The sequence below is a fragment of the Acinetobacter sp. YH12227 genome (genome assembly GCF_013417785.1).
Classification (GTDB): Bacteria; Pseudomonadota; Gammaproteobacteria; order Pseudomonadales; family Moraxellaceae; genus Acinetobacter; species Acinetobacter gandensis.
Genome location: NZ_VPDH01000035.1, coordinates 1 through 18,567 on the forward strand (window position 1 = coordinate 1; position 18,567 = coordinate 18,567).

17 protein-coding genes, 1 tRNA gene and 1 pseudogene are annotated in these 18,567 nt (G+C 40.5%); 10 read left to right on the plus strand and 9 right to left on the minus strand.

Annotated features, from left to right (window positions below; translation table 11 throughout):
• Together FTV09_RS09275 and FTV09_RS09280 are read left to right on the plus strand one after the other, a co-directional pair.
• Positions 1–275 (plus strand): annotated as a pseudogene (locus tag FTV09_RS09275) (IS5/IS1182 family transposase); the annotation flags it as partial.
• Between the two features lie 73 nt (positions 276–348).
• The gene (locus tag FTV09_RS09280) at positions 349–678 is read left to right on the plus strand and encodes a hypothetical protein (RefSeq protein WP_180058128.1); all 330 of its coding nucleotides are present in this window, start codon (positions 349–351) and stop codon (positions 676–678) included.
• Between the two features lie 48 nt (positions 679–726).
• Here the strand turns inward: FTV09_RS09280 and gatB are convergent, their stop codons facing one another.
• From gatB to gatC, 3 genes are read right to left on the minus strand one after another with little or no spacing between them, the layout of a single operon-like run.
• Positions 727–2,214, minus strand: coding sequence for an Asp-tRNA(Asn)/Glu-tRNA(Gln) amidotransferase subunit GatB (gene gatB / locus FTV09_RS09285; protein ID WP_180058130.1), 1,488 nt, complete (start codon positions 2,212–2,214; stop codon positions 727–729).
• Entirely contained in the window at positions 2,214–3,692 is a 1,479-nt protein-coding gene (gatA, locus tag FTV09_RS09290; RefSeq protein WP_180058132.1) for an Asp-tRNA(Asn)/Glu-tRNA(Gln) amidotransferase subunit GatA, read from the minus strand. Before gatA ends, gatB begins: the two co-directional genes overlap by 1 nt.
• Positions 3,693–3,744: 52 nt before the next feature.
• Positions 3,745–4,059, minus strand: coding sequence for an Asp-tRNA(Asn)/Glu-tRNA(Gln) amidotransferase subunit GatC (gene gatC, locus FTV09_RS09295; RefSeq protein ID WP_067762698.1), 315 nt, complete (start codon positions 4,057–4,059; stop codon positions 3,745–3,747).
• Between the two features lie 133 nt (positions 4,060–4,192).
• On the opposite strand from gatC, the gene FTV09_RS09300 reads away from it, so the two are divergent.
• The 6 genes from FTV09_RS09300 to FTV09_RS09325 all read left to right on the plus strand — a co-directional run bounded on the left by FTV09_RS09300 (position 4,193) and on the right by FTV09_RS09325 (position 8,959).
• Positions 4,193–5,239, plus strand: coding sequence for a rod shape-determining protein (locus FTV09_RS09300; protein WP_067762711.1), 1,047 nt, complete (start codon positions 4,193–4,195; stop codon positions 5,237–5,239).
• 16 nt (positions 5,240–5,255) lie between these two features.
• Positions 5,256–6,113: a rod shape-determining protein MreC gene (mreC, locus tag FTV09_RS09305; protein ID WP_067762697.1), complete on the plus strand. Its 858-nt coding sequence runs from the start codon at positions 5,256–5,258 to the stop codon at positions 6,111–6,113.
• On the plus strand, positions 6,100–6,591 hold the full coding sequence (gene mreD / locus FTV09_RS09310; protein ID WP_180058134.1) for a rod shape-determining protein MreD: 492 nt from the start codon (positions 6,100–6,102) through the stop codon (positions 6,589–6,591). Before mreC ends, mreD begins: the two co-directional genes overlap by 14 nt.
• A complete protein-coding gene (locus FTV09_RS09315) occupies positions 6,579–7,145 on the plus strand; it encodes a Maf-like protein (protein ID WP_180058136.1) in 567 nt (188 codons plus the stop codon). Before mreD ends, FTV09_RS09315 begins: the two co-directional genes overlap by 13 nt.
• 42 nt (positions 7,146–7,187) lie before the next feature.
• Positions 7,188–8,642, plus strand: coding sequence for a ribonuclease G (gene rng, locus FTV09_RS09320; protein ID WP_180058138.1), 1,455 nt, complete (start codon positions 7,188–7,190; stop codon positions 8,640–8,642).
• Positions 8,643–8,785: 143 nt separating this feature from the next.
• Positions 8,786–8,959 carry a PA1571 family protein gene (locus FTV09_RS09325; RefSeq protein WP_342669161.1) on the plus strand — a complete coding sequence of 58 codons (174 nt, stop codon included), beginning with the start codon at positions 8,786–8,788 and terminating at the stop codon, positions 8,957–8,959.
• 305 nt (positions 8,960–9,264) lie between these two features.
• Here FTV09_RS09325 and FTV09_RS09330 read toward each other — a convergent pair whose 3' ends face one another.
• Together FTV09_RS09330 and FTV09_RS09335 are read right to left on the minus strand one after the other, a co-directional pair.
• Positions 9,265–10,644, minus strand: coding sequence for a wax ester/triacylglycerol synthase family O-acyltransferase (locus FTV09_RS09330; protein ID WP_180058140.1), 1,380 nt, complete (start codon positions 10,642–10,644; stop codon positions 9,265–9,267).
• A 167-nt stretch (positions 10,645–10,811) separates the two neighbouring features.
• Complete coding sequence (locus FTV09_RS09335; RefSeq protein ID WP_168379034.1) at positions 10,812–11,546, minus strand: phosphoadenylyl-sulfate reductase; 735 nt, start codon at positions 11,544–11,546, stop codon at positions 10,812–10,814.
• A 200-nt stretch (positions 11,547–11,746) separates the two neighbouring features.
• Between FTV09_RS09335 and thrH the strand changes: the two genes are divergently transcribed.
• Entirely contained in the window at positions 11,747–12,364 is a 618-nt protein-coding gene (gene thrH / locus FTV09_RS09340; RefSeq protein ID WP_180058142.1) for a bifunctional phosphoserine phosphatase/homoserine phosphotransferase ThrH, read from the plus strand.
• A gap of 72 nt (positions 12,365–12,436) precedes the next feature.
• Here the strand turns inward: thrH and FTV09_RS09345 are convergent, their stop codons facing one another.
• The 4 genes from FTV09_RS09345 to FTV09_RS09360 all read right to left on the minus strand — a co-directional run bounded on the left by FTV09_RS09345 (position 12,437) and on the right by FTV09_RS09360 (position 16,971).
• Positions 12,437–13,588 (minus strand): OmpP1/FadL family transporter, encoded by a 1,152-nt coding sequence (locus FTV09_RS09345; protein WP_180058144.1) that lies wholly within the window; start codon positions 13,586–13,588, stop codon positions 12,437–12,439.
• A 315-nt stretch (positions 13,589–13,903) separates the two neighbouring features.
• Entirely contained in the window at positions 13,904–15,094 is a 1,191-nt protein-coding gene (locus FTV09_RS09350) for an OmpP1/FadL family transporter (RefSeq protein ID WP_180058146.1), read from the minus strand.
• Between the two features lie 339 nt (positions 15,095–15,433).
• Positions 15,434–15,509: transfer RNA gene (locus FTV09_RS09355), tRNA-Arg, on the minus strand.
• Positions 15,510–15,582: 73 nt separating this feature from the next.
• Positions 15,583–16,971 carry an amino acid permease gene (locus tag FTV09_RS09360; RefSeq protein WP_180058148.1) on the minus strand — a complete coding sequence of 463 codons (1,389 nt, stop codon included), beginning with the start codon at positions 16,969–16,971 and terminating at the stop codon, positions 15,583–15,585.
• A 331-nt stretch (positions 16,972–17,302) separates the two neighbouring features.
• On the opposite strand from FTV09_RS09360, the gene prpF reads away from it, so the two are divergent.
• Positions 17,303–18,493 carry a 2-methylaconitate cis-trans isomerase PrpF gene (gene prpF / locus FTV09_RS09365; protein WP_180058150.1) on the plus strand — a complete coding sequence of 397 codons (1,191 nt, stop codon included), beginning with the start codon at positions 17,303–17,305 and terminating at the stop codon, positions 18,491–18,493.
• Positions 18,494–18,567 lie beyond the last annotated feature (74 nt).

Below are 18,567 nucleotides of genomic sequence, written 5' to 3' on the forward strand. Positions count from 1 at the left end.
GGAAAGATACAAAGAGTAGCTCGCTAGAGCGAAATGAATTACTTCGAACAGTTAATCTTGCGAAGCAGTGCTTCTCAGGCAGGACACTATGGAAAAAATGGTCAGGCTATCATCGGCGAAGTTTGGTGGAAACCAAGATGCATTGCATCAAATTATTAGGCGATAAATTAATGGCAAGAAGCTTTCCTAGTCAGGTGAATGAAATTCATGCACGTGTAGCAGTTCTTAACAGATTTACGGAATTAGGTCGACCACTTACCCAAGTTACGCCTTAAATTTGGCTCAATTAGGGGCGCTTTGCATTTCAAATCTTTGTGCAACAAAGCCGGTTTATACTCAGCAGCATTAATGAAAGAACTCACTAATGAGTTATCATCATTTTATACTAGCGTTCAAATTCAAAATATATTTGAAGCATTGAAAGAAATAAATGATGTCTATGATTGCTCTTATGACAGAGCAAAGGAAATCATTTTGCAAAATTGTAAGGATGTTGATCCAATTGTATTATTAAAAGATTTATTTGAAAGATCGATTATAGGTAATGTTCATTCTGAGAAAGGTTACGTAAAGTTTGTATATCGTATATCCAATAAGGATACTACTAATTATAAACTTAATGAATCTGAGTGTATTATTGTTCATTCAGGTGTTAAAATATATTTAGATAGACGTTAAAAGAAAAACCCGCTCTAAAGCGGGTTTTTCTTTTAAATAAAAATAAGATTAACCAATCAATTTCTTCATTAATTCATTGACTTGTGCAGGGTTGGCTTTACCTTTCGCTGCTTTCATCACTTGACCAACAAGACCGTTAAAGGCTTTCTCTTTACCAGATTTATACTCTTCAACCATCTTCTCGTTTGCCGCAAGCACGTCTTTAATAATCGCTTCAATTGCGCCTGTATCAGTTTCCTGTTTCAAGCCTTTTTCAGCAATAATTTCGTCCGCAGTTTTGCCTTCATCCCACATAAAGCCGAATACTTGCTTCGCAATCTTACCGTTAATGGTGTTATCCACAATACGCGCAATCATGCCACCCAGTTTCTCAGCCGATACAGGAGAGTCAGCAAGGTCTAAGCCCGCTTTGTTTAACGCACCTGAGAATTCACCCATCACCCAGTTAGCCGCAATCTTACCTTGAGCAGCGCCACCAGCAGCTTTTACTACGTCTTCATAAAACTCTGACATTTCACGAGTCAGCGTAAGAACGTGAGCATCGTACTCAGTCACACCAAAGTCAGCTACGAAACGTGCACGACATGCAGCAGGAAGCTCAGGCATCGTTGCTTTAATCGCTTCAATTTGCTCGTCTGCAATGATCACAGGCAACAAGTCAGGGTCTGGGAAGTAGCGGTAATCGTTCGCTTCTTCTTTAGAACGCATTGAACGCGTTTCCATCTTCACTGGGTCGAATAAGCGTGTTTCTTGGTCAATGGTGCCATCCCATTCCAAGATTTCCATTTGACGTTCAATTTCTACGTTAATCGCTTGTTCAATGAAGCGGAATGAGTTGAGGTTTTTCAACTCGCAGCGTGTACCAAACGGTTGACCCGGACGACGTAAAGACACGTTACAGTCTGCACGGAACGAACCTTCTGCCATGTTGCCGTCAGAAATACCTAACCAACGTACAAGGGTGTGAATCGCTTTAATATAAGCAACCGCTTCTTCAACCGAACGCATATCAGGTTCAGATACGATTTCAAGCAGTGGCGTACCTGCACGGTTTAAATCGATACCAGATTGACCTTCAAATTGGTCATGGATTGATTTACCTGCATCTTCTTCAAGGTGCGCACGTGTCACGCCAATACGCTTTACAGTGCCATCTTCAAGTTGAATGTCGATATGACCCAAGCCCACAATCGGGTTGTCCATTTGGCTAATTTGGTAGCCTTTTGGCGAGTCAGGGTAGAAATAGTTTTTACGTGCAAAAACAGAAGCTTGGTCGATGTACGCATCGATACCCAAACCAAAGCGAATCGCAAGATCAACCACTTCTTTGTTGAGTACCGGCAATACGCCCGGCATTGCTAAATCTACAAGGCTCGCTTGTGTATTTGGGTCTTGACCAAACACAGTCGATGAACCTGAGAAAATTTTGGTATTGGTAGCAAGCTGAGTATGAATCTCGATACCAATCACCACTTCCCAACCATCAATCAGGTTAGATTTTGGTTTAGCCGCTTTTGTAGAGTTGTTTTTAGACATTATGCGTTCTCCTCAGCAATTGCAGCGCGTTGTGTATGCCAATCGGTTGCTTGTTGATACTGATGTACCACTGACAACAATTGCGATTCTGACCAGTAGTTACCAATCAACTGTAAGCCAACAGGTAGGTTGTCTTTGTCAAAACCAACAGGCGCGTTAATTGCAGGTAAGCCCGCAAGGTTCACCGCGATGGTGTAGATGTCACCCAAGTACATTTCAACTGGAGAAAGGTTTGCACCAATTTTGTATGCAGTTGTAGGCGCAGCAGGGGCAGCAATTACGTCTACAGACTCAAATGCTTTTAAGAAGTCTTGTTGAATTAAACGACGTACTTTTTGTGCTTTCACATAGTACGCATCGTAGTAACCCGCAGAAAGCGCGTAAGTACCAATCAAAATACGTTGCTGAACTTCTTTACCAAAACCTTCTGAACGTGAACGTTTGTACAAGTCCATTAAGTCCACTGGGTTTTCACAGCGGTAGCCATAACGCACGCCATCAAAACGTTGTAAGTTTGAAGATGCTTCAGCAGGAGCAATCAGGTAATAGGTTGGAACATAAGCGTCAGTCATGGTGAGATCAGTCTCAACCAAGATTGCGCCCATTTCTTCAAGCTTTTTCAACGATTCTTCAACGCGTGCTTTTACGTCTGCATCTAAACCAGCAACATTAAAGTACTGCTTAGGAATACCAATACGTAAACCTTTTACAGAAGTGCCGTTTAAGTTTGCTACGTAGTTGTCGACATCTTTTTCAACCGAAGTTGAGTCTTTTGCGTCATGACCTGCCATCACGTTCATGAGGTAGGCACAGTCTTCAGCCGAACGTGCCATTGGGCCACCTTGGTCTAAAGATGATGCATAAGCGATCATACCGAAACGCGATACACGACCGTATGTTGGTTTTAAACCTGTAAGGCCACAGAAAGACGCTGGTTGACGAATAGAACCACCAGTATCTGTACCTGTTGCAAATGGCGCAAGATCAGCCGCGACAGCCGCCGCAGAACCACCTGAAGAACCACCCGGTACATGACTTAAGTTCCACGGGTTCGCAGTAGCGCCGTAGAATGAGTTTTCACTTGTTGAACCCATGGCGAATTCGTCCATGTTCACTTTACCTAAAGTGACAAGGCCCGCAGCTTTACCTTTCGCTACAACGGTCGCGTCGTAAGGAGAGATAAAATTGTCCAGTATTTTAGAACCAGCAGTGGTCTTAATACCTTGGGTACAAAAAATGTCTTTATGTGCAATCGGCACACCCGTTAAAGCAGTTGCATTACCGGCTTTTAGTGCCGCGTCAGCCGCATCAGCCTGAGCCAATGCTTGTTCAGCAGTCACGGTCACATACGATTTTACTTGAGCATCGATTTTTTCAATGCGTTTTAAATAGTGTTCAGTCAATTCGCGTGAAGAAAATTTAGCACTAGCCAAACCTTCAGACAGCTCACGAATGGATAAGCGATGTAAATCAGTCATAAGAAATATTTCTTTACGTTTAATTTGAATAAATGGGTTATCTGAATGAAAATTATTCAATCACACGAGGAACAAGGTATAAGCCGTCCTGAGTTGCAGGAGCAACTGCTTGATATTCTTCACGATGATTGCTTTCAGATACGCGGTCTTCACGTAAAGGCTGTGGATTGTCGAATGGGCTTTTGAGTGGTTCAACACCGTCGGTATTGATGCCTTTCAGGGTTTCCATCATGCCTAAAATTTTATTTAAACTTTGAGCATATTCAGCAGATTGCGTCTCATTCAGCGATAAACGTGCGAGATGTGCAATCCCTGAAACTGTTTGTGCATTTAGATCTGCAGAATGCTGTGCATCCGATGTAGACATAACATTACCTAATCAGTATTAAAAAAAATCAAAATATAGTGGCTTATAATAAGCGATTGACTTGTTCAAATCATCACATTTAGTTAAAGTTGCCACCTTGCGTCCATATAAAAGTTTAACTGAGAACGTCCCCGTGATTCTAAAACGACTAATTGGCTTGTTTTCGCCGGATCTTGCCATTGATTTAGGCACTGCAAATACACTTATTTATGCGCCAGGACGAGGCATTATATTAAATGAACCGACGGTGGTGGCAATTCGCCACAGTGGTTCACAAAAAATCGTTGCCGCAGTAGGTCTTGACGCGAAACAAATGCTAGGTCGTACACCTGCAAATATTTCTGCGATTCGCCCAATGAAAGATGGTGTGATTGCAGATTTTGAAGTAACTGAAACCATGTTGAATCAGTTTATTGGCAAAGTGCACGAAAAACGTCTATTTCCACCAGCGCCACGAGTTGTGGTATGCGTACCTTGCAAATCAACATTGGTAGAACGTCGTGCAATTCGCGAAGCGGTTTATAACGCTGGCGCACGTGAAGTTCGCTTAATTGAAGAGCCAATGGCTGCTGCAATTGGTGCAGGCATGCCTGTTGAGCAAGCATGTGGTTCGATGGTTGTCGATGTGGGTGGTGGTACAACCGAAATCGCAATTATTTCATTACAAGGCTGTGTCTACGCAGATTCACTGCGTATTGGTGGCGATGTATTTGACGAACAAATCATTAACTATGTACGCAAAGCACATGGCTGTGTGATTGGTGAAACCACTGCAGAAACCATCAAGAAAGAAGTGGGTATGGCGCTTCCTGATGAAGGTGCGAAAGCACTGGAAATTGAAGTCCGTGGTCGTAACTTGGCTGAAGGTGTACCGCGTGCCATTACAGTCACGTCTGATGAAGTAACTCAAGCAATTTCTGATCCGTTACAAAACATCGTATCTGCGGTGAAATCAGCACTTGAACAAACACCGCCTGAATTGTCTTCTGACATCGCAGAGCGTGGTATTGTGTTGACTGGTGGTGGTGCATTACTTCGTAACTTAGATAAGCTTCTTGCGAAAGAAACAGGCCTTCCTGTTGTAGTTGCAGAAGATCCTCTATCTTGTGTGACACGTGGTGGTGGTAAGGTTCTCGAATTCTTCGATAACCCAAATCATGACATGTTATTTGTAGGCTAAGAAAAGGACTCGGCGGGTGCAAACGCAACTGTTTTCAAGACAACCGCCATCTTTTCGCTCATTTATCATTGCGGTGATTACATGTTTGGTTGTGCTGTTTTTCGACTGGCGCATGCCACATGTAATTCAACCGGCAAGAGACGTCTTGTATGCGGCATATAATCCAATATATGCCCTTGCAAGCTATCCAGTGTTATCGCGAGAATGGCTAAATCAACAAACCAAGTCTGAAGCTCAATTGCGCCGTGAAAATACTGCGATGCAAGCTGAGTTATTACAGGCTCAAGTCCGCTTACAAAAACTTTCTGAATTATCTGCTGAAAACACGCGTTTACGGGGTCTGTTAGATACACCTTTAATTATTGATGGTCGTATGGAAATTGCAGAAGTGATCGGTACAGATGCCGACCCACTGCGCCATATTATCGTGATTAATCGTGGTGCAAGCAGCCAGTTAAAAGTGGGGCAGACAGTACTCGATGACAAAGGGATTATGGGGCAGATTATTAACGTCTATCCACATAGTAGCCGTGTCATGTTGCTGTCAGACAAAGAACATTCTTTATCAGTACGTATGGAGCATACCGGTATGCGCGCCATCGTAACGGGTACAGGTGATTTAGGTCGTTTAAAGATGGAATATGTACCAACCAGCGCCAACATCAAAGTGGGTGAAAAAGTTTATAGCTCAGGTTTGGGGGCACATTTCCCAGCGGGTTATTTAGTCGGTACAGTGTCAAAAGTCAGCCGACACAATTCGGGTGAATTCGCACAAATTGATTTAAAACCAGCGGCGCAACTCGCAGGTGGTCATCATGTTGTGGTTTTATTTTCAGATTCGTTAGCGATGGAGCAACCACATGTCACTCGCTAAGCTGAGCCGTCATACACAGCGTGATCCATTATTTCCAATCATCATCTCAATTGTGATGGCATCTTTGTTGATGGTTTATCCCTTGTCTTATGATGTTTCGGGATGGCGTCCACTGTTTATGTTGATGGTCATGTTGTTTTGGGTGCTGTGTCAGCCGACATGGTGTGGTATTTGGTTTGCTTTCGGGACGGGCCTATTTGCAGACTTACTACTCGATGCACCATTTGGCATGAATGCTTTGAGTTTTGTCGTGATTGCCTTTGTTACGCGGTTTTTAACCCGTGAGCGCCGCATACTTACCTTTGCAAATCTATGGATAATTGCTGCACTTTCAATTGTGGCACATCTATTCTTTGTCTGGATTGCACAAGTCATGAGTGGGCTACAGTTTAGTTTTGCACGTCATTGGCAACCTTTATTGACTAGCATTTTACTTTGGCCAATTTTGTATTATGTACTCAGAAAATGGCGCATTTAATTCTCGCTTCTAGCTCACCCCGTCGTCGTGAATTGCTCCAACAGTTGGGGCTGAAATTTGATATTTTCAGTCCCGATATTGATGAGTCGGTACATGAGGGTGAGTCAGTTGCAGATTATGTCGAGCGTCTAGCTCGTGCAAAAGCTCAAGCGGTACAAGATGAATATCCCGATGCAATTGTCATTGCTGCCGACACCAGTCTCAGTGTCGATCATCATATTTTAGGTAAACCTGAATCAAAACAACACGCATTTGAAATGTGGCAACTCATTTCTGGTCGCAAACATGATGTGTATTCAGGTGTTTGCGTACGTACAAAACAACAAATTTGCAGTATAGTAGTGCGTACACAGGTTGAATTTCAATCGCTTAGCCTAGATGATATGGAAAGCTATTGGGCAACGGGCGAACCAATAGGCAAGGCGGGAGCCTATGCGATTCAGGGAATAGCTGCGCGCTATATTCCTTGTATTGAAGGGAGCTACAGCAATGTGGTTGGGCTACCTTTATATGAAACCGTACAGTTATTACAGACAGTTAAGGCACTAAATTAACTGCTGAAACACCAGAATTTTTATAATGTTTTGAGTTTTGTTATGTCTGACGAGTTGTTGATTAATGTCACACCGATGGAATGTCGTGTGGCGTTGATTGAAAACGGCACGGTCAATGAATTATTCGTTGAACGTACGGTGAAGCGTGGGTTAGTGGGAAATATTTATAAAGGAAAAGTGGTTCGCGTACTGCCAGGTATGCAAGCAGCTTTTATTGATATTGGACTTTCAAGAACTGCTTTTTTACATATCAATGATATGGTATGGCAGCGTAATCAACCGACACCTAATGTATTTGACTTGCTACAACCGGGGCAGGTACTTACTGTTCAAGTGATGAAAGATATGCTCGGAACGAAAGGCGCACGACTTTCTACTGATCTTTCTATTCCTTCGCGTTATTTGGTTCTCATGCCGTATGGTAGTCATACAGGTGTCTCGCAGCGCATTGAGTCTGAAGAAGAGCGTGACCGTTTACGGAGTATGATTGAGCGTATTCAAAAACAACATAATCTTCCAGGTTCTGTCATTGTCCGTACCGCGGCGGAAGGCATTCCTGAAGAGGAAATTGCACAAGATATGGCATACCTTGCCAAACTGTGGGAATACATTCAGCGTAAGCAGCGCAGTATCGTCGTGCCATCCTTGATTTTTGAAGAATTACCGCTGCCACAACGCGTTATTCGTGATTTGGCTAATGAAGATACGTCTAAAATTCAGGTCGATTCGCGTGAAGTTCATGGCAAGTTAAGTGAGTTTGTGCAAGAGTTCGTTCCGAGTATGCAGAATCGTTTATTGCATTATCCAGGTGAGCGTCCAATCTTCGATCTATACAATGTTGAAGAAGATATTCAAAAGGCATTACAAACACGTGTTGCATTGAAGTCAGGTGGTTACCTGATGATTGACCAAACTGAAGCGATGACCACGATTGACGTGAATACAGGTTCTTATGTTGGTGGCCGATCTCTAGAAGACACTGTGTTTAAAACCAATATGGAAGCGACTCAGGTTATTGCTCGCCAATTACGTTTACGTAATCTCGGCGGGATCATCATCATTGACTTCATTGATATGCAAGAAGCGCTACATCGTGAAGAAGTGATGAATCAATTTGAGAAAATGCTCGAACGTGATCATGCTAAAACGAAAATTACTCAAGTCTCTGAATTAGGCTTGGTGGAAATGACCCGTAAGCGTACACGTGAATCATTGGAACATTTATTATGTGATTCATGTCCAACTTGTCAGGGGCGTGGTTATGTTAAAACTGCCGAGACTGTTTGCTACGAAATATTTCGAGAAATTTTAAGATATGCACGTGCTTATGAGTCACAAAGTGGCTTTACCGTTGTTGCACATCCTTCTGTGATTGACCGATTGTTAACGGCTGAAGCACCTGCAGTTGCGGATTTAGAGCACTTTATAAGCAGAACGATTAAGTTCCAAGTGGAAAATCTATATACGCAAGAGCAATACGATATCATTCTGAGCTGAAATTGTAACAGAATGTCGTTAAACACTTGTTACATCTGAGATTTTACTTTTCAACTGTAATTTTCAATACTAGACACATCGAATAGCCAAAGCCATTTTTTGATATTAATGATGAAAAATGGCTTAGCAAAATGAGGTGTATAATGGGTATGAGCAAAGCAGTAATGAACAGCAGTCTTAAAACAGTGGTTGAGGCGAAAGCAATTCATTCAGGTTATATCGTTGATGATCGAGGTAACGAAGTTCAGATTACTGCAAGCATGATTCGTGCAGCTTGCCATCAGCTTTTGAAAAAATGTCGCTCAATTAAAGCTTAAGTATATTTTGCAAAGGCTATATTGCAGTGTGCTGCATCCTTTAAAGATATGTATTAAACTTGAATAGTAGAGCTTAATGAACACTTAGAAAAGAAAAATAGAAGGGTGATCTATTTAAATTGATGCTTGATAATTATTACACAAATAACTCAGAGCAGTTTTAAATTGAAACGAGTTAATTCAAGAAATTAAGACATAACGATTCTATTTCTATAAGAAAAATTATAAAAAGCCTTATACATGTATAAGGCTTTTTTGTTGAGAAGTTCTTTTATTGAGGAGTTTAGAAATTTGAAAAGAGGCGGTTAGCTAACCGCCTGTAACTTTGGGGCATCTTGATTCACTATTGCTTCAAATCGTTGAATTTCGTCTTCCAAATGCGTCAACAGATTCTGCATTTTAGGCAGTGCATTACGACATGCTGTCAGACCAACTTCAAGTTTATCTAAATAACTGGTCATGGTGATATTTAATGCTTGACCATCTAATACAATTGAAGCTGGGTAAAGTGCTTCTAAACGTGCACCATTCCAATATAAAGGCTCTTGCGGGCCTGGGACATTAGAAATAACCAAATTGAAGGCTTGGCGCTTTGGCATAAAACCAGATGCGATATTTAAACCTGCAGCACCATAAACAAATGCACTGTAATTTAAAATTTGATTTGAATTCATGCGTTTGAAACGTTCTTTCGCATTTAATACGCTACGACGAACAATTTTGAGGCGTTCTAAAGGGTCTTCTTTATGTGTACCTAGATTCGCAAGTATCATGGTGATTCGGTTTGACATATCAGAATCATCCGAGCGTACTGAAGCAGGTACCATTGCAATTAATGGCTTTTTCGGTAGTGCATTGTGTACAAGTAAGTATTCACGTAATGCACCTGAACAAATTGCTAAGACAATATCGTTAATCGTTACACCCAAAGACTTGGCAATATGTGACAAACGCGAAAATTCGAATGATTGTGCTGCGAAACGGCGAGAGGAGCTTACACGTTGGTTTAATATTGAACTTGGCGCTTGGAAACTTGAAACATAATCTGGATTACGTCCCATATCTTTTAGCACGGTTTGTGATAACTCATAAAGTACACGCGGTGTAGAATCTAGCTGGCCTTTTAAAGTAGCCATAATGCCTTTAACACGACTTACTTTTGGTTGTTTTAAGCGTTTAGCACGTGGGCCTTCAACACACCAAGGTGGGACAATACTTTTTGCATGTGGATCATGCGACAAAGATTTTTCAACCAAACGCATACCCGCAATACCATCAACCATTGCATGATGAATTTTAAAATACATCGCAAATCGATTGCCTTCGATACCCTCAATAATATGACAGGTCCAAAGCGGTTTGGCACGGTCGATTAAAGCGCTGTGTTCTTGAGAAATATATGTCAAAAGTTCACGGATACGACCAGGATGAGGCAGAGCAATGTGGCGGAAATGGTGATCTAAATCGAATTCTTCATCTTCATCCCAAAAGAAGCCATTGAGTTTATTGTTAAAAGGTGGGATTGGGATTGATTTGGAATCACGAATATCTGCAACTAAGTCTTGAATAAAAGTATCTGGTGCATTGTCAGGGATCTGAAATAAAAATAGACCACCTACGTGCATTGGTTGTTGCCGTTTCTCTAAATTTAAGAATATGAAATCAATAGGATGTAATGGACGCATAGCGTTGATTGCCTCACTGCAATTTCTACAGCTGCTCATGTATGAGTAGCATTGTTAGAATTATTAAATTGTCTTTTGCAGTATAGCGTTTTTACGTTGAAATGATACGGAATTATGTGTATCGATGCGTTGAAAAAAACCACTGCTATGCAGTGGTTTTGTGATCTTTATTTTTTCATGTTGCCTGCGTGTAAGCCGCATTCTTTATGGGTTGCATCTTCCCACCACCAGCGACCTTCACGTTCGTGTTGATTCGGTAAAACAGGACGAGTGCATGGCTCACAGCCAATCGAGATAAAGCCTCGTTCGTGTAGTGGATTATATGGAATTTCCATTAGACGGATATAGTTCCATACATCAGCGCTAGACCAGTTTGCCAAAGGATTATATTTAATCAATTGCTTGCCCGGACCTGAAAAACCGGGGTCTGCTTGTACCACAGGAATTTCATTACGTGTGCCAGGGCTTTGGTCCTTACGTTGACCTGTGATCCAGCCATCTAAAGTGGCTAGTTTTTTACGCAAAGGTTGTACTTTTCGGATACCACAGCATTCTTTATGTTCATCTTGATAGAAGCTAAAAAAGCCCTTTTCTGTCACCAGTTTTTGTACCGCATCACTTTCTGGGAAACAGATTTCGATATCAATTTTATAATGTTTACGGACAGTATCTAAAAATTGGTAAGTTTCAGGGTGTAAGCGACCGGTATCTAAACTAAATACACGAAAAGGAATCCCTAAGTTCGATGCAAGATCAATCAGTACAACATCTTCTGCACCAGAAAAGGAAATCGCAACTTCACCTTGCTGGCTAAGCGCAAGTTTCATAATCTCAGAAGGTGATTTATCTGCATATTCAGATGCAAGTGCATCGACAAGGTCAATAGTAGGGATGGTAGTCATGAATGTCCTGGCTATAGGCTTGGAACGTTAAAACCTATATTAATTTATTTCAGAACTATTTTAATGGAAATGCTAAAACATACTTATCACTAAAAAATAGATACTTATGAAAAAAATAGATTTAAAAAAGAACAATGCATTTTTTAATTCTTCCGCTATGATATTAAAAAAATTTTTTCACTTAACAGAGGGTAGAGTGCATGGAAGTCGTTTGTTTAGATCTAGAAGGGGTTTTAGTACCTGAAATTTGGATTAATTTTGCGAAAAAAACAGGCATTAAAGAACTTGAAGCAACGACTCGTGACATTCCAGATTACGATGTGTTGATGACTCAGCGTTTAAATATTCTTAAGCAGCATGGTTTAGGTTTAAATGATATCCAAGATGTGATTGCGGACATGGGACCATTCGAGGGGGCAAAAGAATTTGTTGAATGGTTGCGCACACACTTTCAGCTGATTATTTTATCAGATACTTTCTACGAATTTGCCCATCCTTTAATGAAACAACTGGGCTGGCCAACGATTTTTTGCCATAAGTTAGAAACTGATGAAAAGGGTATGATTACAGCCTATAAGCTGCGCCAACCTGACCAAAAACGTGAAGCAGTTAAAGGATTGCATGGACTAAATTACCGTGTTATTGCCGCAGGTGATTCTTATAATGACACCACTATGCTGGGTGAGGCGGATAAAGGCTTTTTGTTTGATGCACCAGAAAATGTGATTAAAGAATTCCCACAATTCCCACCAATTCATGGCTATGCTGCATTAAAAGAAGCGATTCGTAATGCTTCAGTTCGTGATATTCCAGCTTAATTCTGAATAGCAAGTTATAGAAAAGGGCGCTTATGCGCCCTTTCTTGTTTAATGCAAAGCTGTTCTAACAACTTAGAAGCGATAGCCTATTTTCAAACCATAGCCAAGCGCATGATTATCTTTAAAGTCACCAATTTCATTACCACCAGTTTGAGCAGTAGCATCACCTAACCAGAAGTATTTAACACCTGCTTGGATGAAATAGTTTTCAGCAGGACTATATTGACCACCTAGACCAACATTCCAATACCCTTCAACAGGGCCTAAAGTCGTAACAGGGTTGCCTGCACCAGAATCGTAACCTACAGATGCAGAACCAGACCATTTGCTGTTAAATTTATGGCCTACACCAACATTAGCTGACCATTGGTCGTCTGAGTAATCAATAAGATTTTGACGGACATGAGGTGCTGGAATTGAACTTACGTTACCAAGTAAAGTTGGTTTAACCGCAAACTGGCTCCAATGTACCCAACGAACATTGGCAAATGCTAGCGTATCTTTAGCAATACCTGTTTGGAAATCTAAGTTAACTGATTGAGGTGTTGTTGCATCAACAGATGATGTCAGCGCACTTAAAGATGGATACGGTAGAAGCGTAGTTTCATTGGATTTTGTATTATGTTCAATTTCAGAGCGGTAGGTAATAGCCGCTTTTAATGCAATTTCAGGAATCGAATAAGCAACACCTGCTAACCAGCCATAAGCTTCTTCACGTTCCATTTCGATGTTATAAGTACCAAGTTTGGCATTACCACCATAAGCAGCACCACGTAGTTTGATATTGGCTTCTACAGTTTGCCAAACTGGACCTGCATAAAAGTTCCAATTTTCGTTTGGTTGGTAACCAATTAGGGCAGTTAAGCTTTCAGTTTTAACATCTACAGATGTACCTTGAGCACCATTACCAAATACTTGCGATGCAGCATCATATTCAGCTTCTGCACCGTATGGTTGGTCGTAAATTAAACCTAGTGAAATTTTGTCAGTCGCTTGTACTTTGACAGCAGCGGAAGGGAAGTAATATGACTTCGCCATGTCATCGACATTAAGTTCATTTGACTTTACTTCTGCATCTAAAACAGAAATGCCTGCTTCGGCGTAGTTACCTGGCTGTAGGAATGCTGAGATTGACTGACCAGAACGGTCTAAGCCAGCTGCTTGAACTGCAGAAAGAGGTAAAGCGCTAAGTAAAATAGCAGAATAAATTTTATTGAGCTTCATGGTACGTTCCCTGATGCCATCTGTAACAAAAATGTGCTGGAAAAGTAACATAATTTTAAAAAGAGTAAATACTCAGCTCTGTTGAAGAAATGAACTAAGGCGGTTAAGGAAAGAGCTTGCTTAGAGTGTTTATACTAATTTTATTAACTCAAGTATATGAAAAATATGAATTTTGATTTATTGAAAATAGTGTAAAAGAACTAAAACTTTATTAATTTTAATTGATGGTAAAATAATCGAATGATATATAAGTGTATAAAATTAGAGTTGAAAAGTAAAAAACCACTCGAAAGTGGTTTTTTACTTTAGGAAAACTTAGAAGCGGTAACCCATTTTTAGACCATATGCAATAGCATTGTTGTCTTCAAAGTTACCAACATCATTTGTTAATGGTGTTAATGCTTTTGAATCGCCTAACCAGAAGTATTTCACACCACCAGCAATAAAGTAATTAGCCGCCGGGCTATATTGTAAGCCTAGACCAACATTCCAATAACCTTCTGTAGGACCAAGTGTGGTCACAGGATTTCCAGCACCAGAATCCCAACCTACAGAGACATTACCAGCCCATTTTTCGCTAAATTTACGACCTACACCACCAGTCACAGTCCATTGATCTTTGTTGTATTCAACTAAAGTATCAGCAAGACGAGCTGGCTGAGTTGCAGTTAAGAGTGCTCCATATCCAGGAGGAGTAATTGAAAAACCATCCCAATTTACCCAGCGTACATTAAGGAATGCAACTGTGTCAGCCATGATGCCTGATTGAAGGTCTAAATTAACGGATTGTGGTGTTGTTACTTTAGTAATATCAGTTGTAGCTAGAGCAACTAATCCACCATTTACAGTAGGATTGGCTGCACTTTCAGTTGTCTTTAATTCATGTTCGATTTCTGAGCGATAAGTTAAAGATGCTTTGAGTGCAATGTCAGGGATTTGATATGCAAGACCTGCAGCCCATCCGATTGCATCATCTGAGCTCATGTTTGCATCATAGCCCTGAGCAAAACTGCTATAAGCGGCACCACGTAAATGAACTTCACCTTCAGCTCTTTGCCAAACTGGGCCTGCATAAAAGTTCCAGTTTACGTTTGGCTGAAAACCGAATACCAATGTTAAATTTTCTGTGTGAACTTCAGCAGATGTACCTTCCCCACCAAATGAAAAAGCATTGAGACCGGCATTTGGAGCGGAATATTCTGCTTCAGCACCAAATGGTTGATCATAAAGAAGACCAAAAGAAAATTTATCAGTGACTTGTAACTTTAATGCAGCTGATGGGAAGTAGTAATCACTCGCCATATCACCCGTAGCTTGGCTTCCTAAAGCAGTAGAAGTTGTACCAGATACATCTGGGTCTAATACAGAAATACCTGCTTCAAAGTAATTACCCGGTTGCAGGAAGGCTGCAATAGATTGTCCTGAACGGTCCATTGCTGCAGCAAATGCACCCGTCATTGGTACAGTTGCTAAAATCATTGCTGTTGTTAATGTCTTTAATTTCATTTTACGTCTTTCCTTGAGGTGCAAATGCAAATGTTTGTTGCTCATTTTGTGTTTATGTTTTTTGGCTTTTGGAGAAGTCGGTTAACCGAAATCATTTGTTACTCCGTGTCACAAAAATAGCACAATTAAAATAAGAGTAAATGCTCTAGACATAACTAATAAGTTCAAAAAGTGATCGAAATAGAGTTTTTGCACCAAAATTCTTAAGGGTTTAGGATTAAGTTATTGATAAACAAAACAATAAAATAATGAAGATAAAATGATTTTTTGTATAAAAAATATTCTAAAAAAAGGAAATTTAAACTTTATATGTTGTGATATAGGTCATATTTTAATAGGTGGTGCGCTCTGCGGGACTCGAACCCACGCCGGTCACTTAGGAGGCAACTGCTCTATCCAGTTAAGCTAAGAGCGCTAGACGGTGGCTAATTTACTCCAATTTGAGTTAAAAAAAAAGTTATTGCCGAAACAATAACTTTTTAAATTGATTAGTCTTTTTTCTCTTCTTCGATTTTGATGTCACTCAAATCTTTAGGATTAAGATAGTTGAACATCAGCAACATGATTGTAATCCATACTGGAATCATCAAAACGGATTCCATAAAACCTTGGGTCCACATGATGAAGAGTACCAAAGCAATGAAAATTAAAACAATATAGTTACTTACTGGCGACCAAAGTGCTTCATACGATGTCTTGAAGTTTAGAATGCGTTTAGCGCGTCTAAATTGAAGGTGAGTCATAGTAATCATAGCCCAGTTCAAGACTAAAGCTCCAACCACCACATACATTAAATGACCAAGTGCATCTTCTGGAACAAAGTAGTTTAATAGTACACAACCAAAAATTAATACTGCTGAAAGTAAAACAGCTGGAATTGGTACGCCTTGTTTATTGGTTTTAGCAAAAACTTTAGGTGCATTTCCTTGTTTTGCCAAGCTGTAAAGCATACGGCTGTTTGCATACATACCACTGTTATATACAGATAATGCAGCAGTTAAGATAATAAAGTTAAGTAAGTGTGCCGCCCAATCAATACCCAATTGACTGAAGATCATCACGAAAGGACTTTTATCTAGACCACCAAGGTCAAGTTGGTTCCAAGGTACTAAAGATAAAAGAATCGTTAATGAGCCCACATAGAAAATGAGGATACGGAAAACGACTTGGTTAATGGCTTTTGGAATAGTTTCTTTTGGATTTTCTGCTTCTGCTGCAGCCATACCAATCAGTTCGATACCACCAAAGGCAAACATTAGGAAGGCAAGCATGAAGAATAAACCTTCAAAGCCATTTGGGAAGAAACCACCTTGATTCCAAAGGTTGCTAAATGATGCAGTAGAGTTTGAGTCTGCTGTTAATAGTAAATACAAACCGAACACAATCATTGAAATAACCGCAGTTACTTTAATGATAGAGAGCCAGAACTCTGATTCACCATAAAATTTCACATTGCCTAAGTTAACAGCTGTAATGATCACAAAGAAAAACAGTACAGATGCCCAAGCAGGAATATGAGGCCACCAGTAGTTAATGTATTTTGCGACAGCGGTCAGCTCTGTCATTGCAACTAGAATATAGAGGATCCAATAGTTCCAACCGGTCAGGAAGCCGGGAAATTTACCCCAGTATTTATACGCGAAATGGCTGAATGAACCAGCGACAGGCTCATGCACAATCATTTCACCGAGTTGACGCATAATTAAGAATGCGATCAAACCACCAATGGCATAACCCAATATAATGGAAGGACCTGCTGATTGAATCACATGAGCGGAGCCCAAGAATAAGCCTGTACCAATTGCACCACCCATGGCAATCAATTGAATATGACGATTCTTTAAGCCACGCTTGAGTTCGGAGGAATTGGTAGTCAAGTTACTCATCCCGAGAATGGTTTAATTTTGTTAATTGTAATAGATCAAGATTGAATAGCCTAGTAGCTCAAAATATATGAAAAATATTTATGAATAATATAATTAATAATTAAGTTGTATTGTTAGATTAAAATTATATCAATCAATAGATTAATTTTATTTTAAATGAATTGGCAGATGTCTAGCTTATATGAAAAAGGTATTGAGTGTTGTTTTTTTATACTTAAGTCATGTGATTGTTAAAACTTCAGTTAAACATTGTATGATGCCAATACGCAGAAAAGAATGGTCTGCTAGAACACAATGATAAATATCCAAGGATTCAATAAAAATGAGTTTTGCACCCCAAATTAAAATTGCAGCAACCTATATGCGTGGTGGTACAAGTAAAGGCGTATTTTTTAAGCTTGATGATTTACCTGTCGCTGCACAGCAAGCGGGCAAAGTGCGTGACCAAATTTTACTGCGAGTCATTGGTAGTCCAGACCCTTATGGTAAACAAATTGATGGTATGGGTGGTGCAAGCTCTAGTACCAGTAAAACTGTAATTTTAGCGAAAAGTTCAAAAGCGGATCACGATGTTGATTATCTGTTTGGGCAGGTATCGATTGATAAAGCCTTTGTTGATTGGAGTGGGAACTGCGGCAACTTGACTGCGGCTGTTGGGGCTTTTGCAATATCGAATGGCTTAGTGGATGCTGCACGCATATCAGAAAATGGTCTATGCACCGTTCGTATTTGGCAAGCCAATATTCATAAAACCATTATTGCACATGTACCAATGGCCAATGGAGAAGTGCAAGAAACTGGTGATTTTGAATTAGATGGTGTGACATTTCCTGCAGCTGAAGTGCAAATTGAGTTTTTAGATCCTGCTGATGACGGTGAAGATGGTGGTGCAATGTTTCCTACAGGCAACTTAGTGGACACACTAACGGTTCCTGATGAAGGAAGTTTTGCTGCAACTTTCATTAATGCAGGTATTCCAACGATTTTCTTAAATGCCGAAGAGATTGGTTATACCGGCACTGAATTACAGGATGCTGTTAATAGTGATGCAAAAGCTTTAGCACGTTTTGAAAAAATCCGGGCCTATGGTGCAGTGCAAATGGGATTGATTGCAGATATTTCAGAAGCTGAAAAACGCCAGCACACGCCAAAAATTGCATTTGTATCGAAACCTAAAGCCTATACATCATCTAGTTCTAAAGAAATTACGGCACTTGATACTGACTTATTAGTTCGCGCACTTTCAATGGGTAAACTGCATCATGCCATGATGGGAACAGCTGCGGTGGCTATTGGTACAGCTGCTGCTATACCAGGTACTTTGGTAAACTTGGCAGCAGGTGGAGGCGAGCGTGAAGCTGTTCGCTTTGGGCATCCATCTGGGACGCTACGTGTAGGTGCTCAAGCGGTGAATGAGAATGGCCAGTGGGTGGTTAAAAAAGCAGTGATGAGTCGCAGTGCTCGTGTATTGATGGAAGGTTGGGTGCGTATACCAGCGGATGCACTCGATTAATTTACATAAAAATTTTAATAAGCCTCTGCTCAGCAGGGGCTTTTTTTTTGCCTTTATTCTTTTAATAAATATAT